The 16512-nt window shown below is 38.5% G+C and carries 19 protein-coding genes; 11 read left to right on the top strand and 8 right to left on the bottom strand.

Features of this window, described 5'->3' with window-relative positions:
• From CXF74_RS04415 to CXF74_RS04400, 4 genes are all read left to right on the top strand, one after another.
• A partial coding sequence (locus CXF74_RS04415) for a type I secretion C-terminal target domain-containing protein (protein ID WP_157822327.1) occupies positions 1 to 2379 on the top strand: 2379 nt, incomplete at its 5' end.
• Positions 2380 to 2506: 127 nt separating this feature from the next.
• Positions 2507 to 3889: a TolC family outer membrane protein gene (locus CXF74_RS04410; protein ID WP_101081187.1), complete on the top strand. Its 1383-nt coding sequence runs from the start codon at positions 2507 to 2509 to the stop codon at positions 3887 to 3889.
• Positions 3889 to 4497: an OmpA family protein gene (locus CXF74_RS04405; RefSeq protein ID WP_101081186.1), complete on the top strand. Its 609-nt coding sequence runs from the start codon at positions 3889 to 3891 to the stop codon at positions 4495 to 4497. The genes CXF74_RS04410 and CXF74_RS04405 overlap by 1 nt, the downstream gene beginning before the upstream one ends.
• Positions 4498 to 4580: 83 nt before the next feature.
• Positions 4581 to 5138, top strand: a complete 558-nt coding sequence (locus CXF74_RS04400; RefSeq protein WP_101081185.1) for a heme-binding beta-barrel domain-containing protein — start codon at positions 4581 to 4583, stop codon at positions 5136 to 5138.
• Positions 5139 to 5198: 60 nt separating this feature from the next.
• Here CXF74_RS04400 and CXF74_RS04395 read toward each other — a convergent pair whose 3' ends face one another.
• Genes CXF74_RS04395 through CXF74_RS04375 form a run of 5 tightly spaced genes read right to left on the bottom strand, consistent with a single transcriptional unit; the run spans position 5199 to position 7754 of the window.
• A complete protein-coding gene (locus tag CXF74_RS04395; RefSeq protein WP_101081184.1) occupies positions 5199 to 5594 on the bottom strand; it encodes a DUF2069 domain-containing protein in 396 nt (131 codons plus the stop codon).
• Positions 5595 to 5612: 18 nt separating this feature from the next.
• Complete coding sequence (arsC, locus tag CXF74_RS04390; protein ID WP_101081183.1) at positions 5613 to 5978, bottom strand: arsenate reductase (glutaredoxin); 366 nt, start codon at positions 5976 to 5978, stop codon at positions 5613 to 5615.
• 10 nt (positions 5979 to 5988) lie between these two features.
• The gene (locus CXF74_RS04385; protein ID WP_101081182.1) at positions 5989 to 6429 is read right to left on the bottom strand and encodes a YcgN family cysteine cluster protein; all 441 of its coding nucleotides are present in this window, start codon (positions 6427 to 6429) and stop codon (positions 5989 to 5991) included.
• Positions 6430 to 6466: 37 nt separating this feature from the next.
• Positions 6467 to 7468: a lytic murein transglycosylase gene (locus tag CXF74_RS04380; protein ID WP_101081181.1), complete on the bottom strand. Its 1002-nt coding sequence runs from the start codon at positions 7466 to 7468 to the stop codon at positions 6467 to 6469.
• Positions 7455 to 7754, bottom strand: a complete 300-nt coding sequence (locus CXF74_RS04375) for a YcgL domain-containing protein (RefSeq protein WP_101081180.1) — start codon at positions 7752 to 7754, stop codon at positions 7455 to 7457. The genes CXF74_RS04380 and CXF74_RS04375 overlap by 14 nt, the downstream gene beginning before the upstream one ends.
• Before the next feature lie 127 nt (positions 7755 to 7881).
• Here CXF74_RS04375 and minC point away from each other — a divergent pair, with 127 nt between their 5' ends.
• From minC to minE, 3 genes are read left to right on the top strand one after another with little or no spacing between them, the layout of a single operon-like run.
• Positions 7882 to 8586 carry a septum site-determining protein MinC gene (minC, locus tag CXF74_RS04370; RefSeq protein ID WP_101081179.1) on the top strand — a complete coding sequence of 235 codons (705 nt, stop codon included), beginning with the start codon at positions 7882 to 7884 and terminating at the stop codon, positions 8584 to 8586.
• Positions 8587 to 8611: 25 nt separating this feature from the next.
• Positions 8612 to 9424, top strand: a complete 813-nt coding sequence (gene minD / locus CXF74_RS04365; RefSeq protein ID WP_101081178.1) for a septum site-determining protein MinD — start codon at positions 8612 to 8614, stop codon at positions 9422 to 9424.
• A gap of 1 nt (position 9425) precedes the next feature.
• Complete coding sequence (gene minE / locus CXF74_RS04360; protein ID WP_101081177.1) at positions 9426 to 9692, top strand: cell division topological specificity factor MinE; 267 nt, start codon at positions 9426 to 9428, stop codon at positions 9690 to 9692.
• 42 nt (positions 9693 to 9734) lie between these two features.
• On the opposite strand, the gene CXF74_RS04355 is transcribed toward minE, so the two are convergent.
• A complete protein-coding gene (locus tag CXF74_RS04355) occupies positions 9735 to 10487 on the bottom strand; it encodes a hypothetical protein (RefSeq protein WP_101081176.1) in 753 nt (250 codons plus the stop codon).
• A gap of 171 nt (positions 10488 to 10658) precedes the next feature.
• Here CXF74_RS04355 and CXF74_RS22140 point away from each other — a divergent pair, with 171 nt between their 5' ends.
• The 4 genes from CXF74_RS22140 (at position 10659) to CXF74_RS04340 (ending at position 13537) form a co-directional block, all read left to right on the top strand.
• Positions 10659 to 10835, top strand: a complete 177-nt coding sequence (locus CXF74_RS22140; RefSeq protein ID WP_198552777.1) for a hypothetical protein — start codon at positions 10659 to 10661, stop codon at positions 10833 to 10835.
• A gap of 222 nt (positions 10836 to 11057) precedes the next feature.
• The gene (lpcA, locus tag CXF74_RS04350; protein ID WP_101081175.1) at positions 11058 to 11633 is read left to right on the top strand and encodes a D-sedoheptulose 7-phosphate isomerase; all 576 of its coding nucleotides are present in this window, start codon (positions 11058 to 11060) and stop codon (positions 11631 to 11633) included.
• Between the two features lie 36 nt (positions 11634 to 11669).
• Positions 11670 to 12437, top strand: a complete 768-nt coding sequence (locus tag CXF74_RS04345) for a class II glutamine amidotransferase (protein WP_101081174.1) — start codon at positions 11670 to 11672, stop codon at positions 12435 to 12437.
• 17 nt (positions 12438 to 12454) lie between these two features.
• On the top strand, positions 12455 to 13537 hold the full coding sequence (locus CXF74_RS04340) for a DNA alkylation repair protein (protein WP_101081173.1): 1083 nt from the start codon (positions 12455 to 12457) through the stop codon (positions 13535 to 13537).
• Between the two features lie 5 nt (positions 13538 to 13542).
• Here CXF74_RS04340 and CXF74_RS04335 read toward each other — a convergent pair whose 3' ends face one another.
• A complete protein-coding gene (locus CXF74_RS04335; RefSeq protein ID WP_101081172.1) occupies positions 13543 to 13932 on the bottom strand; it encodes a MerR family DNA-binding protein in 390 nt (129 codons plus the stop codon).
• A complete protein-coding gene (locus CXF74_RS04330; protein ID WP_198552776.1) occupies positions 13932 to 16376 on the bottom strand; it encodes a heavy metal translocating P-type ATPase in 2445 nt (814 codons plus the stop codon). Before CXF74_RS04330 ends, CXF74_RS04335 begins: the two co-directional genes overlap by 1 nt.
• Between the last annotated feature and the right edge of the window lie 136 nt (positions 16377 to 16512).

Raw genomic sequence — 16512 nt, 5'->3', positions numbered from 1 at the left:
ACTGAAAACAGCGAAACGGTGGTGCTTAGGGCAACAACAGTCGATGCTCAAATCGTCACTAAAACAGATTCCGGTGAAGGTGTTATCACCGATAATGATGTGTTTTCTGTTAGTAGTACAGTGTCAGACGATGATGATGCAAATGAAAATACAAATATTAATTTAACTAATATAACTCATACAGGAGCTATTGACCCGATAGCTTCTTCTCAATCTATAGAGTTAGTTGGAGAGGCTACATTAACAAGTAATGGCTTAGCTGTACAATATGATACATACGCTAATAATACTCTTCAAGCATATACAATTGATGGAGTAACAAGAGTAGAGATATTTACAATTGTTGTCTCATCGGATAATTTATCTTATGAATTTACACAGCTAGCAGGCCTTGATCATTCAACTAACCATGAAACGAATGAATCGACTGTAATCATGGCAAACTTTACAGCACTGGTTATGGATGGAACAACTCAAGTTACTGACAGTACGTTCTCCATCTCAATAACAGATGATGCGCCAACAGTAACAGGTTCGCTTTCGATCACAACGGCCAATGACGGAGACGAGTTAATAGAAGGTTTCTTAACTAACGCTACAGTATCTAATGATGTTACCTCGGTTTCATGGGATATATCTTCTCTACCAGAACTTGTTTTTGCTGGTCATGACGTGGAATATAGTCAGGCGGATGGGGTACTAACAGGTAGCGCCAATGGTGATGCTGTTTTCAGAATCAGTATTGATATTGATTCGCTAAATGATGACCTGAACCCAGGTTATACCTTTGAGTTATTGAACATTGCTGGAAGCATTGGAACTGTGGAATTAGTAGAAACATACACTGAAGTAACGGGTGGTAATGTTGGTGAATTAAATTTAGGTTTTGGGGGATTTATTATTGACAACATGTCAGCAGTCTCGGCTGCAAATGGCGCTACAGCCACGGTAAACACTAATAATAGTTGGATAGGTGTAGATGGTAACTGGTTCGATGTAGGCGATGAATTAGACATGAAATTCATCGATATCAATGGGGATGATGCACAAATCAAAGGTTTAAGTATTACCGTTGAAGGTAAGGGTAGTGACAGTGCCGCTTATGAAGTAAATTGGAGCGTAGATGCCATTGATATTAATGGAAATGCGATAACCTACAATGGTGTTTATACTGGGGCTGGTAATGGTGATGTAATTTTTGAAATACCTCTCGTAAATGATGCTATCTATTTTACTGATGTTAGTTTTTCAGCCCCACAATTATACGGTGTTAATAATAAAGATGAAACTGTAGAAGTGTCGAACTCTTTTCGAATAAGTATTGGTGGAGTTACTTCAAATGTTTATATCGATGATATCGACTTAGGGTTTAATTATACATTAACAGATGCAGATGCTGATACTGCAAGTGGTGTTGTCAATGTAAGCCTAGTTGCCGATGATGCAACCCTAACTGCAGTTGTTATTGATGGAATGATTCAAGGGCTTAATTATCAGGCTAGCTCGGGAATAAGTGGCATTACTGATGAGAATGGTGGTTTCAGTTATACGGCAGGTGATACTGTTACCTTTATGCTTGGTAATATTGTTATCGGGAAAATTGACATGGACAATGTCTCTGATAACCAAGTATTTTTACAAGATTTGGCTGGTGTAGATAGAGGTGATGTCAATGACGAGTATGTTGAAAATATGGCTGTACTGCTTCAGTCACTTGATGCTGATGGTGATGCTTATAATGGTATTGTTATCACCGAAGCAATGAGGGATGCATTTTCAGATGATGATTTTGATTTAGCGACTATCTCTGAACAGGATTTGGTAGCAATCATCGAAGAAACGGGTCATGTTGCATTGAGTGAAGATGCGGCCATGGAGCATGTGCAAGATATGCTTGAGTTGCATGCCGGATTGGATACCTCGGAGTTTGATGAACGTGTGCTCGATGAAGAACTGGTAGGTTATGATGGTGTTTTAGTCGGTGGTGAAGGCATAGATACCTTTGTTTGGCTATCTGAAGATGATGGTAGTGGAGCAGAGCCAGCAACTGATCACATCACTGATTTTGAGTTAGACAACGATTTCCTTGATTTGAGTGACCTGTTAAATGGTGAAACTGGTGGCACATTAGATGAGTATTTAGATTTCTCTTTTGATGTAGCTGGTAATACCACTATTGCTATTCATGCCTCGGGTGAAAGCTCTCCAATTTCACAGATGATAGTGCTTGATGGGGTTAATTTAGAGCAAGAATATATTGCTGAAGCAGGTAGCAATACGGAAGAGCAAATCATTAATGGTTTATTAGGTGAGGATGAGGGTGGCCCACTCATTATTGATTTCCCTGAGTTGGAAGAAGCTCCACCTGAAGTCATTTAAGTCAATTAAATGCGAAATAAAAACACATTTACGCGGTTGCTGTGTTTGAAAAGCAACCGTTTTCTGTTTTTAAACTAAAATTAGAGAGTCAAAAAACTAATAATAAATCATTAAAAGTGGAGGTTAAATGCAAAACTTCAATTTTAAATTTCCTCGGAAAACAGCGTTAGCTATTCTTATTTCTAGTATGACTTATTCCATCAATGTAAATAGCCAATCCCTAGAGCAAGCTGTCGCTTATACTTTAGATACACACCCTGAATTACGTGTTGCTTTTAGCAAGTTTAAAGTGAGTGATAAACAGGTTGATCAAGCGAAATCTGGTTACTGGCCTACGGTCGATCTAACTGGAGGAATAGGTGCTGAATATACCGATAGCCCAAGTACCAGAAGGTCTGTTGGTGATGATGCTGAAACATTAACACGTAGTGAGCTTGGTATTAGTTTAAAACAAAACCTATTTCAAGGCTTTCACACCACGAGTGAAGTTGATCGAACAAGCTTTACTGCAAGTGCTGAGCAGTGGCGGCTGTACTCAGATGCAGAGGATCTGGCCCTGCAAATTATTAAGGTGTATATTGATTTAATCAAAACAGAGAAACTCGTTGGTTTATCTGAAAAAAATCTCGATGAGCATGAAAGGATTTACGAGCAGATTAAAGAGCGTACTGATTCTGGTTTAGGAAGTACAGCCGATCTATCACAAATCAATGGCCGTTTAGCGAAAGCCAATTCCAACCTCATTGCAGCAAAAAATAACTATCTCGATAGTAAAGTACAATTCTTGAGTGTTGTAGCTCAAGCTCCTGAGGATTTGGTAATCCCAATTCCCGATGCAGATATGTTACCTGAAACAGAAGATGAAGGGGTGCAACAAGCATTAGATCATCATCCTGTCATAAAATCTTCAAGTAATGATATCAGTGCTGCACTTTATCAATATGAGGCTGCCAAATCGACCTATTATCCTGAAATAACAATAGAATTGAGTGCCAATTTTAATGACAATTTGGATGGAGAAGATGGCTCATTTGGTGATGTTGGTGGTGAAAATAATGATGCACAGGCTATGTTACGTTTTCGATATAACCTATTTTCAGGTGGACGTGATGTTGCCTACGCAACAGAAACTGCCTACAAGATAACTGAAGCGAAAGAGCTTAATGCGAATGTTCATCGACAAGTAACTGAAGGATTTATTCTGTCTTGGAATGCATTTGAGCAACTAAATCAGCAGAAAAAATATATCAAAATGCACGTTATCGCCTCTAAAGATACGCAGTTTATGTATCAGGAACAATTCAAACTAGGGCAACGTAGCTTGTTAGATCTGCTCGATACAGAGAATGAACTTTATCAGGCACGTACCGATTTTTTAGAAGCTGAGTTTACGGAGATCACCGCACAATACCGTATATTACACTCTACAGGGCTACTACTTGACTCTTTACGTGTAACTCGTCCAGAAACTTGGTCCGGTGAAGAAAACTACGAAGGAGGCGTAAACTAATGAGATATCTATATATTATATTATTGAGTGTATTTATTGCAGGTTGTTCGTCAAATGCTATTGAAATGGCAAATGGACCTACTGAACAAAAATATGATTTGAATGATCAAGAAGGAGATGGTGTTATTAATGCGCGTGACGCCTGTTTTGAAAGTGCAACTGGAGCACTGGTTGATAATCAAGGTTGTGGCTCTGAAACCGTGTATATGGTGCGCCATGAGCTATTAGTTAACTTCACGACTAACTCTTATGTAGTTGGCACTAACTACTTGCCAGAGATAGAAGGATTAGCTGACTTTATGAAAGAGTACCCAGATGCCGATGTCACTATCGAAGGGCATACTAGTATTCGTGGTGAAAAAGCGCTAAATGACACGCTTTCGCAAAATAGAGCTGAGGCGATTAAGGCATTGTTAGTGGGTAAATTTGGCATTGATGAAATGCGGGTGACTGCAATTGGTTATGGTTTTTCGCGTTTATTCTTAGAGGGATATGACGAATATATCCATGCGCGCAACCGAAGAATTGTTGCTGAGATAAGCAGTGAAAAACATATTCCAGATCAAAAGTGGACGATTTATAGTGTTGATAAACAGCTAGAAGAGTAAGATTGCTTTATAATTTTCTTAATCAATCTTTCTCAAGATGAAAGGCGCTAATTAGCGCCTTTTTTAATAATAAAGGTAACTAAATGAACGTAGTTGATGAAACAAATTATGGGCCTCTCACTGACTTGATCGGTAGTTGGGAAGGAAAAAAAGGTAAAGACATCGCGCCTGAGCCGGGCGGTACAGAAGTAAATAGTTATTATGATAATATTGTTTTTAAAGGCATTGGAGAAACTGAAAATGCAGAGTCTCAGCTATTAAGTGTGGTCTTTTATACACAAGAAGTGCGCAGAAATAGTAATGATAATATGATTCATCATGAGACGGGTTATTGGTTGTGGGAGCAGGGGAGTGAGACTGTTGTACATTCACTAACTATTCCAAGAGGCATCTGTGTATTGGCTTCAGGCGGTTTTGAAACATCAACGGATAACGCTGTATTAAATGTTAGCGCTGCAATTTCAGAGCAAGACTGGCAAATAATTCAAAGCCCATTTATGGCTAAGAATGCAAAAATGAAATCTTATGTGCAGCAGGTAAAAGTGAGCAAAGAAACCTTGTGTTATTCACAAACGATGCTCTTAGATATCTATGGAAAAGAGTTTGCACATACTGATACTAACACCTTAAATAGAAAGTGATCAGCAAAGGTATAAAAGTACGGGCGTACTTTTATACCTTTCTAGATGCAAATTATACCGCTATTTTTTCTTCTTTTTACGAATACTTAAACCTAGTTCTTGGCCTCGATATTTAGCAAAATAGATATTACCCATCAAAAAGACAGTGGCAAAAATAAGCTCTAAAGCGGCCATTGTTAATTCTATAAAATGACTGTCAAGATAAGCCGTATAAAGAATAACCACCGCATGCATCATATATAACAAGGCTAAAAAACCGCACCAGGCAAAGGTAAATGGATTACCTTGAATAACACCCTTAAGTGGAAATAACAGTGGCACAAACCAAATAGTGAAAATCAACCAAGGGCTTAAACCAAATGCAGGTGGTGATAACCACAAATGCCATAGCGGCACGAGTAATAAAAGTAAAAAATAACCAACTCGTGCGATTAATTTATAATGTTCTGTTTTCATAAGGTAGTTAAATAATCATTAAATAATGGTTAATACAGATTCAGGCGGACGACCAATTTTTGCTTTACCATTTGCTAAAACAATAGGGCGCTCAATAAGCTTAGGATTATCAAGCATCGCTTGTAATAATAAAGCTTCATCTTCTTCTAACTTCAATTGTAACTCTTTGTAAATAGACTCGCCGGTGCGCATCAATTGACGTGCAGAGGTAAAACCTAATAGTGAAATTATATCTTTCAATTCAACTAATGTAGGGGGGGTCTCTAAATAGTTAACAATGGTTAGTTTATTACTTGCATCTTGTGTCAACATCTCTTCAATAATCGCCAGTGTTTGACGACTTTTTGAACAGTGCGTATTGTGTAAAATAGTAATATCTGTCATTGGTAGTTCCTTATTCTGCTGGCCAAATTGCAATATAATCTTCTAAATTATCTGGGTCGATAGCCGTTTCAGAGATTGTTTTCCCGCGTATAGAAAATCCGCCTTTGTGCATCGCTGATTTACTGCCGGTTAATAACGGGTGCCAAACGGGTAATGGTTTTTCTTCAACCAATAAACGGTATGCACAACTGCCTGGTAACCAGTGAAACTGGTCGATATCATCAAGTGATACTTTTACGCAGTCTTTAACGATTTTAAAGCGTTGATCATATTTACGACACTGGCATGTCTTAGTATGTAAAAGATGACAGGCGACATTGGTAAAATGTAACTCTTCAGTATCATCATCAATAATTTTATTAAGACAACATTTACCACAGCCATCACAAAGTGATTCCCACTCTGTGCTGTTCATCTGTGATAATGTTTTCTCTTCCCAAAAATTGCTCATTGTTAACTACTCATTGTTTATGTAGATTATTAATATTTTACGGCGTAATACGTGGATATTTAATACGTTCAGACAGATAACTAACTGCGGTTGCAAAGTAATAAGAACGATTCCAATGCATTAATACTTGGTAGTTATTATAAGCCAAGTAAACACGTCCAGAAGCATCATCAGGAATAACAACAGAGGCATTCATATTCACTTTAGGCAGTGCGCTACCATCAAAACGTCGGATGCCAAGATCTTGCCACTCTTGTAATGTTTTCTTCTTTTTAATACCTGCAAGTTCTACATCAAAGTCTTTAGGAATTAAGACTTGTCTGCCCCATGTTTCGCTGTCATCCCAACCTTCTGTTTTCAGGTAATTGGCTGCTGAAGCAAAAACGTCGGCATAATTATTCCAGATATCTTTTTTGCCATCACCATCATAATCAACTGCATAATTGAGGTATGAGGTTGGCATAAATTGCACTTGGCCCATTGCACCCGCCCATGAACCGATAAATTTATCTTGTTCAATATGGCCTTCATCAAGAATGGTTAAAGCCGCGAACAGTTGTTTTTTGAACAAGGCTTCACGTCGACCTTCATAAGCCATAGTTGTTAGTGACGAGATCACGTAATGACGGCCAGTTAAGCGACCAAAATTAGTTTCAATGCCCCATAACGCAACAATAAATCGTGGTTGTACGCCATACTCTTTGCCAATTTTATGCAGCAGGTGATAATGCTTTTTATAGGCTTCACGTGCTTGCTTAATTTTCCAATCCGGTACGGCACGTGGAATATAAGTATCGAGCGTTAATTTAAATTCAGGTTGCTCTTTATCAGATTTAACACTGCGTTGTAAAAATTCAACTTTTTCAAAAGCATTGTTGACAACCGTTGCATCAATGCCTAAATCAATTGCTTCAACCTTTAATGCCGAGACATATTGGTCAAAAGGTATTTTTTCTTTTTCTGTTTCAGTGGTATTGGCTGTCGCTGTTAATGAAGCGAAGATCAGAGTCGAAAGTGTGAAAAATTTAGTCAGTTTCATTAAAAATCCCTAATTGTTTTTTACGCCATTTTTTATGTTCTTCTAAATAGTCAACCGGAGGCGGTGGAAGTTGCAAATAAAACCCATCTTTCTCGATTGATTGAATCACGGTATTTGCATCTGTCATTGCCAGCTTACTATCAGCTTTAATATTGAGCATGCTAACTAACGCAGGCGGCCCAAATTGGGTCAATAATGCATCGGGAACGGGCTCAAAATTATCTCTTTTCGCAATGAAAAGATAAGTTTGTGATTTTCGAATACTTTTATATACAGCACATAACATAATACTAATGTAGCCCTTTGCTTGCCTAATGAGAGTTCAGACTATAACATGCAATCTGCTTTAATTTTTATAGAAATTGACTGAATTTTAAATCAAAAAGTATTTTCTCAAGCAAGATAGAGGTGTTATGACACTAAAATCGTTAAATTTTTCCTTATTGGTGGTAACTGTTGAAAGTGAAACACTTTCATTGTTGGCCGATGAGCTAAATAAAAGACGTATAATGGCTCCCGATTTTTTTCTGCATGCGCCCGTTGTGGTTAACGTTAAAAATGGAACATTAAATTTAGATTTTTTACAGATTAAAGACATTGTAACTGAGCACGGTTTTATTTTAGCGGGTGTTTCTGGTGAATTATCAGTGGCTCAAAAAGAGGCACTACAGAGTCAGAAAATTGCTATTTTAAGCAACTCAAAAAGACAGGTAAGCAAAGACGTCGTTATCGAAGAAAAACCGACTGAAGCGAAACCGGTAGAAACAGCAACATTTGTTGCTAATGAAGTAAAAACAAAAAATTTTAAAGGACGTGTACGATCAGGCCAACAAATCTATGCTAAAGAGTGTGATTTGGTTATCAATGGTGATGTGAGTGCGGGTGCTGAAGTGATTGCCGATGGCAATATACATATTTATGGTGCACTACGCGGACGTGCACTTGCTGGTGCGATGGGTGACCAAAGTGCCTCTGTCTTTTGTCAGTTACTAGCACCCGAACTGGTGTCTATTGCTGGCGTGTACAAATTGAGCGAAGCGTTACCGAGTGAGTTCATCGGTAAAAGCAGTGTCGTCTCATTGCTCGATGAGCAACTTGTATTAGATACTTTGAACTAAATTTAAGTGGAATTAAGGATAAATAATGGCAAAAGTAATTGTCGTCACATCAGGAAAGGGTGGTGTTGGTAAAACAACAAGCAGCGCAGCAATTGGTACTGGCCTTGCGCTAACAGGTGCAAAAACAGTGGTTATCGATTTTGATATCGGTCTACGTAACCTTGACCTGATCATGGGCTGTGAACGTCGTGTTGTTTACGATTTGATTAATGTAATCAACGGTGAAGCAAACTTACAACAAGCATTGGTGAAAGATAAACGTACGCCAGATTTGTATATTTTGCCTGCTTCGCAAACGCGTAATAAAGATGCTTTGACAAAAGAGGGCGTTGAGAAAGTCATCAACGATCTTAAAGCAGATGGCTTTGAATACATTATTTGTGATTCACCTGCCGGTATCGAGCAGGGCGCTATGATGGCGCTTTATTTTGCCGATGAAGCCATTGTTACGACTAACCCTGAAGTTTCTTCAGTACGTGATTCAGATAGAATTACGGGCATGTTATCAAGCAAATCACATCGCTCAGAGCTACAATTAAGCCCTGTGAAAGTGCATTTGTTGATCACGCGTTACTGTCCTGAGCGTGTAGAGCGTGAAGAGATGTTAAGTATTGAAGATATCGATGATCTGTTAGGTATTGATCTTTTAGGTGTTATTCCTGAATCACAGGATGTACTGGCCGCGTCAAACTTAGGCGAACCGGTTATTCTAAATACAGATTGTAACGCAGGTAAAGCATACCAAGACGCAGTTGACCGCTTGATAGGTATTGAACGTGAATTTCGTTTTATCAAATTTGAAAAGAAAGGCTTTTTGAGCCGTTTATTTGGAGCTTAGTATGGGACTTTTACAGTATTTTAGAAAAGAGAAACCCAAAAAAGGAAGTGCGAAACTCGCTAAAGATCGCCTACAGATTATTGTGGCTCATGAGCATTCAAATGCAGCAAGCCCTGCATATCTTCCTGAGTTACAACGTGAAATTGTTGCTGTTATCCGTAAATATATGGATATTTCAACGCAGGATGTAACATGCGAATTTACAGATAAAGCAGAAGATGATATTTCTGTTTTAGAAGTAAACGTTGCTTTGCCTAAAAATAAGTAAGGCACTGCTCGTTACTATCTGATTTATTGGCGTTAATTACTATTAACGCCAATCTAACCAATATTGATAATCTACAATTAAACTCGTTTCTAGCGTGTTTTTGAATTGTTCACTCGCGTGCGCTAAACATTGCGGTGTTAAAATATCTGGCTCTGTCCAACCCGTCTCTTCATTTAAATAATCCCGTTGATAACCCCAAGTCGCGCAAGACAATAATTGATCAAAACCCTGATATCGCTGACATACAATGCACGTTTCAAATTCTACGCGTATATCTTGTCCATCAATCCCGTAGGCATCAGAAACATAAGGGGTGTCGTAAATGCCTATTGTTGAGGCACGTACCGCACGAGAAAACCAAGGTTTGTCGCTATTATCAATAGGGGTTTTATGTGTCTTATAACCAAATTCTAAGGGTGAGTTATCATAGAAGGGTTGTTCAAAATAAGCGGGGATATCAACTTGGATAGGATGCTCACCTGCATTAAGTTGGCTGTTGGTTTTACGTACCTGTAATACCCTGTATTTATTACATTGTCCTAGATTTCTGTGGCTTAATTGGCCGGCTTGGTTACTAAAGAAATGAATCTCCACGCCTATGCCTGTGGCGTTATCAGTAGCGGTGTAAGCTGCATTATTACGTCCGCTATGAAACCAAAAGTCCGATAAGACCAACAAACCCAGTTGATTGTTATTTGCATTAACAACCGCACAAATTTTACCCACTTGTAATGTGTTCGCGAGTGTGGATGCAGATAAAATAAACAATATTAATACTCGTATTATTAAATGCATAAAACCCCCTGTTAAAAGCAGTATAGGGTGGCCATTTTTGATAATGATAAGATTATGCGATTGTCATGAAAATTTCATAAATTTAATGTTAATTACTAGCTTGTGAAAAAGGAATGTATATAATGGCGCTCATTGATTTATATCAATTTAACTAACCAAAGGAATATTATTATGAACGTTGATCAACATATCAAAGTAGCACAATGGCACCTAGAGCAAGCTCGTTTACACGCAACAAGTGAGCACGCTTGTGGTTGTCCACCAAATGCACACGATCAAAAAGCGATTGATGCAATTGAAGCTGGCCAAGTTAAAGAAGAACTAACTTGTACGCTTGATCAAGCTTAATAAGTCATTGTTTCAATGCCTTTCTAGGCAGTGCAGATAAGCAGAGATAATACAGTTAATGTAGTCTCTGCTTTTTTATTTCTATCATTCCACTATTTTATCCCCCCCCCTGCATTTTTATTTCTATAATCCCGCTATTTTATAACCTTCCCTGTATTTTCTTGTTAGTAACTATGTAAAAATAGATCGTTATCATATTAGACAAAAATTGGACGATATATAATGAATCTCAATATAATCAAAGACGAGCTTTTAGAAGCTGAAAAAGTATTACAAGCATTTCTTAATGACGATCAAAACTTACAAAATATCGAAGCAGCTGCCTGCTTATTGTTCGAGTCTTTTAAACAAGAAGGCAAAGTCCTTGCCTGTGGTAATGGTGGCTCCCATTGTGATGCAATGCATTTTTCTGAAGAATTAACTGGGCGTTACCGTGAACATCGTCCTTCTTATCCTGCGATTGCAATTTCCGATGCGAGTCATATCTCTTGTGTGGGTAATGATTATGGTTTTGACTCTATTTTTTCTCGTTATTTAGAAGGTGTTGGTCGCCGTGGTGATGTCCTGTTTTGCCTTTCAACGAGTGGCAACTCTGCAAACATTCTAAAAGCGATTGATGTGGCAAAAGAAAAAGGCATTAAAGTAATCGCATTAACCGGTAAAGATGGCGGTAAAATGGCCGGTCTTGCTGATGTTGAGATACGTGTGCCTCATTTTGGTTATGCAGATAGAATTCAAGAAATCCATATTAAAATCATTCATATTTTGATCCTGTTAATAGAAAAGAAAATGGCATAACGTGTAGTTATGGGCACCCAATAAGGTAAGTAATAAATGTGTGAGTTGTTAGGCATGAGTGCCAATGTACCAACAGATATCTGTTTTAGTTTTAGTGGATTAGTTAAACGCGGTGGTGAAACTGGACCTCATAAAGATGGTTGGGGTATTACTTTTTACGAAGGTAAAGGCTGTCGCAGCTTTAAAGATCCAAAACCAAGTTGTGATTCTCGTGTTGCTGAATTAGTTAAAGACTACCCTATTAAAAGTAAAGCGGTGATCAGTCATATCCGCCAAGCTAATCGAGGAGGGGTGTCACTTGAAAATACACATCCTTTTATTCGTGAATTATGGGGACAAAACTGGACTTACGCACATAACGGCCAATTAACAGGTTATGAAGACTTACAACTTGGCCATGCTTACCCGGTTGGTCAAACTGACAGCGAACTTGCATTCTGCTGGATTATTGAGAAGTTACACCAAACTTATAAAACCGTACCGAGCGATATGCTCACGGTATTCAAAGAAATCGCGGGTTATGCAGACGAGTTAAGAAAATTGGGCGTATTTAACATGCTACTCACTAATGGTGAGTACGTGATGGTCTACTGTACCAATAATTTACATTGGATCACCCGCCGTGCTCCCTTTGGTAAAGCGCAGTTGATCGATGAAGAGTTAACGGTTAATTTCTCTGAAGAAACATCTGACAGTGATGTGGTTACTGTTATTGCGACACGCCCGCTGACTAGTGATGAAGAGTGGACTAAAATGGGCGAAGGTGAATTTTGTGTTTTCCAACTTGGAGAACGTATTTTATAACGATTAAAGGAATAGTCATGGCTGAATTGCTCAAAGATGTTTATAACCACGCTTTTATTGATTCAGTCGCAACACATTTTCAAGACGCCTATCCTGGTTTTGAAAAGCAGTTATTTATAACGACTATTTTTGATTCACAATGGGCAAGTCGAGAGCTTAAATCTCGGCTGACCTTTATTACTCAAACCTTGCACCACTTATTACCCTCCGATTTTAAAAAAAGCACCACGATACTAAAAAAAGTCGCCCCGTTTTTTAGTAGTTATGAAGCGATGTTTTTTCCTGCATTTATTGAGCTCTACGGTTTAGATGATTACGAGACTTCGGTCGAATGCCTTGCTTTTTTGACCCAATATTCCAGTTCTGAATTTGCAGTACGTCCCTTTATCGAGAAATACCCTGAAAAAATGATGGCGCAAATGCTTGAGTGGAGTGAATCGGATAATTTTCATATTCGCCGTTTAGCCAGTGAAGGTTGTCGTCCTCGTTTACCCTGGGCCAGTGCTTTACCCCTATTTAAAGCCGATCCAACGGCTATTATTCCGATTTTAGAATGCCTTAAAGATGACGATGAAGATTATGTGTACCGCAGTGTGGCGAATAACCTCAATGACATCAGCAAAGATAATCCTGAATTAGTGGTTAAAATTGCACAATCTTGGATGCAAGGTAAACCCACTAAAAATCGTCGATGGCTAGTAAAACACGCTTGCCGTGGTTTGTTAAAAAGTGCAAATGTGGATATTTTAGCGTTGTTTGGTTTTACTCATCCTCGCCATATTAATATTGAAAAATTCACACTTGATAAAACAGTAAAATGGGGAGAAAAACTCAATTTCTCTTTTACGTTAAGTGCCTCTCAAGCACTTGGAAAATGTCGATGTGAATTTATCATTGCCTTCATGAAGAAAAATGGCAAACAGGCAGATAAGATATTTAAAATATCAGAATCAGAGATTAATGCGCATCAAAAAGAGATCACTAAACAGTTTAGTTTTAAAGCGATTTCTACGCGACAGTATTACCCAGGAGAGCATAAACTTATGCTTATTGTGAATGGCGTGCAAATGGCGCAACTGCCATTTACACTTCAGCCTTAACTTTATTATCTTACAAAAGCATCAATAATCGGACAACTTGCGGTTTTATCACCGTGACATTGCTTAGTGATTTTCTTTAAACTGGCGAGCAGTGTTTGTTGTTGTTTGATACGTGCCTCTAGTTCCTCAATTTTCTGTAGTGCGATCTCTTTAACATCGGCGCTACTGCGTTCATTGTCTTCTGATAAATTAAGTAACGCTTTACTCTCTTTTAAATTAAAACCGGCATCTTTGGTACTCTTAATAAAGTGCAGTTGCTTAATTAATGATTCGGGATAATAACGGTATTCATTGCTGCTGCGCGGTGGTGCGCTAATTAATCCTATTTGCTCATAATGACGAATTGATTTAACGGAAAGGCCGGTTACTTTGGCCGCTTGACTGATAGATAACATTACGAAAATTCCTTTTGTTGCTTAAATTGTTGCTTAAATTCAAGTTTGATACGTTTTAATAATAATGAATTAGTTAATACCGTGATGCTAGAAAGTGCCATTGCAGCTCCCGCGATGGCTGGGCTTAAATAACCCAATGCAGCTGCGGGAATAGCAATGCTATTAAATATAAATGCCCAGAAAAGGTTTTGTTGAATCTTACGCCATGTCGCTTTAGAGATATCAATAGCAAGAGACACTAAACGCGGGTCGTTACGCATTAAGGTAATTGAAGCACTTTCTTTGGCTGCATCACTGCCTGTGCCCATCGCAATGCTGACATCTGCTTGTGCAAGTGCGGGAGCATCATTAATCCCATCTCCTACCATCGCAATCAGGCCACTTTTTTGTAACTCAATAATTTTATTCAGTTTATGCTCTGGTTTTAGTTCGCCATGATGTTCATCGATATGGAGCTGAGAAGCGATGTGTTGCACCACACTGTTTTTATCACCGCTTAACATCACCGTTTTTAAGCCTCTCTGTTGCAAGGCTTGGATGGCATCTTGGCTATTTTCTCGTAATTCATCACTAATGCCAATATACCCCCAAAACTCACCATTACGAGCAATATAAATAATACTTTGCTGTTCATCTAGGTTTGCTAATGGCGGTAAAGTGACTGAAAAACGCGCCATCATTTTATCATTACCTGCAATGACCTGTTTATCGAAAATGGTTCCCTGTATACCTTCACCATTAATCGCTGTGATGTTATTGGCTTCTAAGGCGAGTATTTCATTATTAATACAATGATTTTTAACTGTGGTTGCAATAGGGTGTTTACTGCCTATTTGTAAAGCGGCCAGATGAGCAAGCATAAGGTTTTTGTTATCTTCGGCATTATTATCACTATTAATCGCCTCAACAGTATAAATACTATTGATTGTACCCCTACCTTTAGTAAGTGTACCTGTTTTATCAAACACGATTGTATCTAAACGAAAAACTTGCTGCAGTGTTTTTATGTCTTTGATTAATATGCCATGTTGCGCGGCCACGCCTGTGCCAGTGACAACCGCGGTAGGGGTTGCAAGGCCCAGTGCACAAGGACAAGCGATGACTAATACAGCAACTGCATTGATTAACGCTTGTTGGAAATCACCACTACTCAGATACCAAAGACTAAAGGTGAGAGCTACAATCACTAATACAATAGGGACAAAAATCGCACTTATTTTATCCACCAATTGCATAATTGGCGCTTTACTCATCTGTGCATTTTCAACCAAATTAATTATCTGATTGAGGACCGTAGATTCCCCTGTTGCTGTAGTTTTTATAAGTAACACACCTTCGCCATTAATACTGCCTGCGATGACTGGTGACTTTGGCTGTTTGATAAGTGGTTTGCTTTCACCGGTTAATAACGATTCATCAAGATAACTATTGCCTTCAACGATAATACCATCGACAGGCACCTTTTCGCCGATAGCGACCTGTACTAAATCACCGACCTGTATTTCATCAATATTAACGCTTATGAATTTTTTACCCTTTTTAACTAACGCGGTATCTGGGCGTAGTGCCATTAATGCGTTAATCGCACTACTGGTGCTTTTTTTAGCGCGATGCTCTAGGTATTTACCAAGCGTAACGAGCGTAATAACCAGGGTGCTAGATTCAAAATAGAGAGGGCTATCAAGGCCATTGATAAGCACAAATAAACTGTAGAAATAGGCGGCACTTGTACCAAGCACCACTAATAAATCCATATTCGCAGATTTACTTTTTAAGCTATTCCACGCCCCTTTGTAATAACGCGCGCCAATAATAAATTGCACTGGGGTAGCGAGTAAAAACTCTAAACCAGGCGCTAAAAAATGGTGTGAACCCGTCGCTAACATGACAAACATCGAGATTAGAAAAGGCAGACTCAGCGCACTTGAAAGTGCAATTAATGCGAGGGATTTTTTATCACGGGCTTGTTCTGCTAAACGTTTGTGATTTTGTTGATCAGCATTATTTTTAGGTGTTTGTAATGTTAATTGATAACTTAATGAATGGATTAAATCAGAGAGTTGTTGTTGCGTGAAGGCGCCTGAAATACTTTGTAATTGCACTGTTTCCGTTGCAAAGTTACTTTGCACATGTGCTGTAAAGGGATGTTTACTTAAGGTAGTCACTGTTTTTTGTGCACAGCTTGCACAACTCCAACCAAGCACATCAAAGCGCAGGGTTTGCAAATCGGTTTGGTAATTTTTTTGCTCTAGTAGCGCTAATATACGTGTAAGTGACTCACTGTGATCATGTGCATCAAGGAAGGTGATTTGTGCTTTCTCAAGCGCAAAATTAACTTCTGCGGTGATACCTGTTATGTCATCTAATGCACTTTTTAAACGCACCGCGCAACTCGTACAATTCATGCCATAAATAGGTAATGATAACTTGTGTAAAATAGACATAATATCTCCTAGTAAACCGATTTCTATTATAATAACAAAAAGCATAACCTTTACCCTTGGGGTAAGGTCAATCTTATTAGTTCCTATTTTAAATCTACTTTGCTATTAAAATTTTGTTCTTTATTCCCAATTAATC

It is taken from the genome of Psychromonas sp. Urea-02u-13 (genome assembly GCF_002835995.1).
GTDB lineage: Bacteria > Pseudomonadota > Gammaproteobacteria > Enterobacterales > Psychromonadaceae > Psychromonas.
This window is presented reverse-complemented; position numbering and strand designations above follow the sequence as displayed.

Bases quoted from the DNA above. Each gene is read 5' to 3' on its own strand.
- CXF74_RS04395 (WP_101081184.1), bottom strand. From the start codon at position 5,594: ATGAAAACAGAACATTATAAATTAATCGCACGAGTTGGTTATTTTTTA.
- CXF74_RS22140 (WP_198552777.1), top strand. From the start codon at position 10,659: ATGAACGTTGATCAACATATCAAAGTAGCACAATGGCACCTAGAGCAA.
- minE (WP_101081177.1), top strand. From the start codon at position 9,426: ATGGGACTTTTACAGTATTTTAGAAAAGAGAAACCCAAAAAAGGAAGT.
- lpcA (WP_101081175.1), top strand. From the start codon at position 11,058: ATGAATCTCAATATAATCAAAGACGAGCTTTTAGAAGCTGAAAAAGTA.
- CXF74_RS04345 (WP_101081174.1), top strand. From the start codon at position 11,670: ATGTGTGAGTTGTTAGGCATGAGTGCCAATGTACCAACAGATATCTGT.
- CXF74_RS04385 (WP_101081182.1), bottom strand. From the start codon at position 6,429: ATGAGCAATTTTTGGGAAGAGAAAACATTATCACAGATGAACAGCACA.
- minD (WP_101081178.1), top strand. From the start codon at position 8,612: ATGGCAAAAGTAATTGTCGTCACATCAGGAAAGGGTGGTGTTGGTAAA.
- CXF74_RS04400 (WP_101081185.1), top strand. From the start codon at position 4,581: ATGAACGTAGTTGATGAAACAAATTATGGGCCTCTCACTGACTTGATC.
- CXF74_RS04355 (WP_101081176.1), bottom strand. From the start codon at position 10,487: ATGCATTTAATAATACGAGTATTAATATTGTTTATTTTATCTGCATCC.
- minC (WP_101081179.1), top strand. From the start codon at position 7,882: ATGACACTAAAATCGTTAAATTTTTCCTTATTGGTGGTAACTGTTGAA.
- CXF74_RS04330 (WP_198552776.1), bottom strand. From the start codon at position 16,376: ATGTCTATTTTACACAAGTTATCATTACCTATTTATGGCATGAATTGT.
- CXF74_RS04340 (WP_101081173.1), top strand. From the start codon at position 12,455: ATGGCTGAATTGCTCAAAGATGTTTATAACCACGCTTTTATTGATTCA.
- CXF74_RS04405 (WP_101081186.1), top strand. From the start codon at position 3,889: ATGAGATATCTATATATTATATTATTGAGTGTATTTATTGCAGGTTGT.
- CXF74_RS04410 (WP_101081187.1), top strand. From the start codon at position 2,507: ATGCAAAACTTCAATTTTAAATTTCCTCGGAAAACAGCGTTAGCTATT.
- arsC (WP_101081183.1), bottom strand. From the start codon at position 5,978: ATGACAGATATTACTATTTTACACAATACGCACTGTTCAAAAAGTCGT.
- CXF74_RS04380 (WP_101081181.1), bottom strand. From the start codon at position 7,468: ATGAAACTGACTAAATTTTTCACACTTTCGACTCTGATCTTCGCTTCA.
- CXF74_RS04335 (WP_101081172.1), bottom strand. From the start codon at position 13,932: ATGTTATCTATCAGTCAAGCGGCCAAAGTAACCGGCCTTTCCGTTAAA.
- CXF74_RS04375 (WP_101081180.1), bottom strand. From the start codon at position 7,754: ATGTTATGTGCTGTATATAAAAGTATTCGAAAATCACAAACTTATCTT.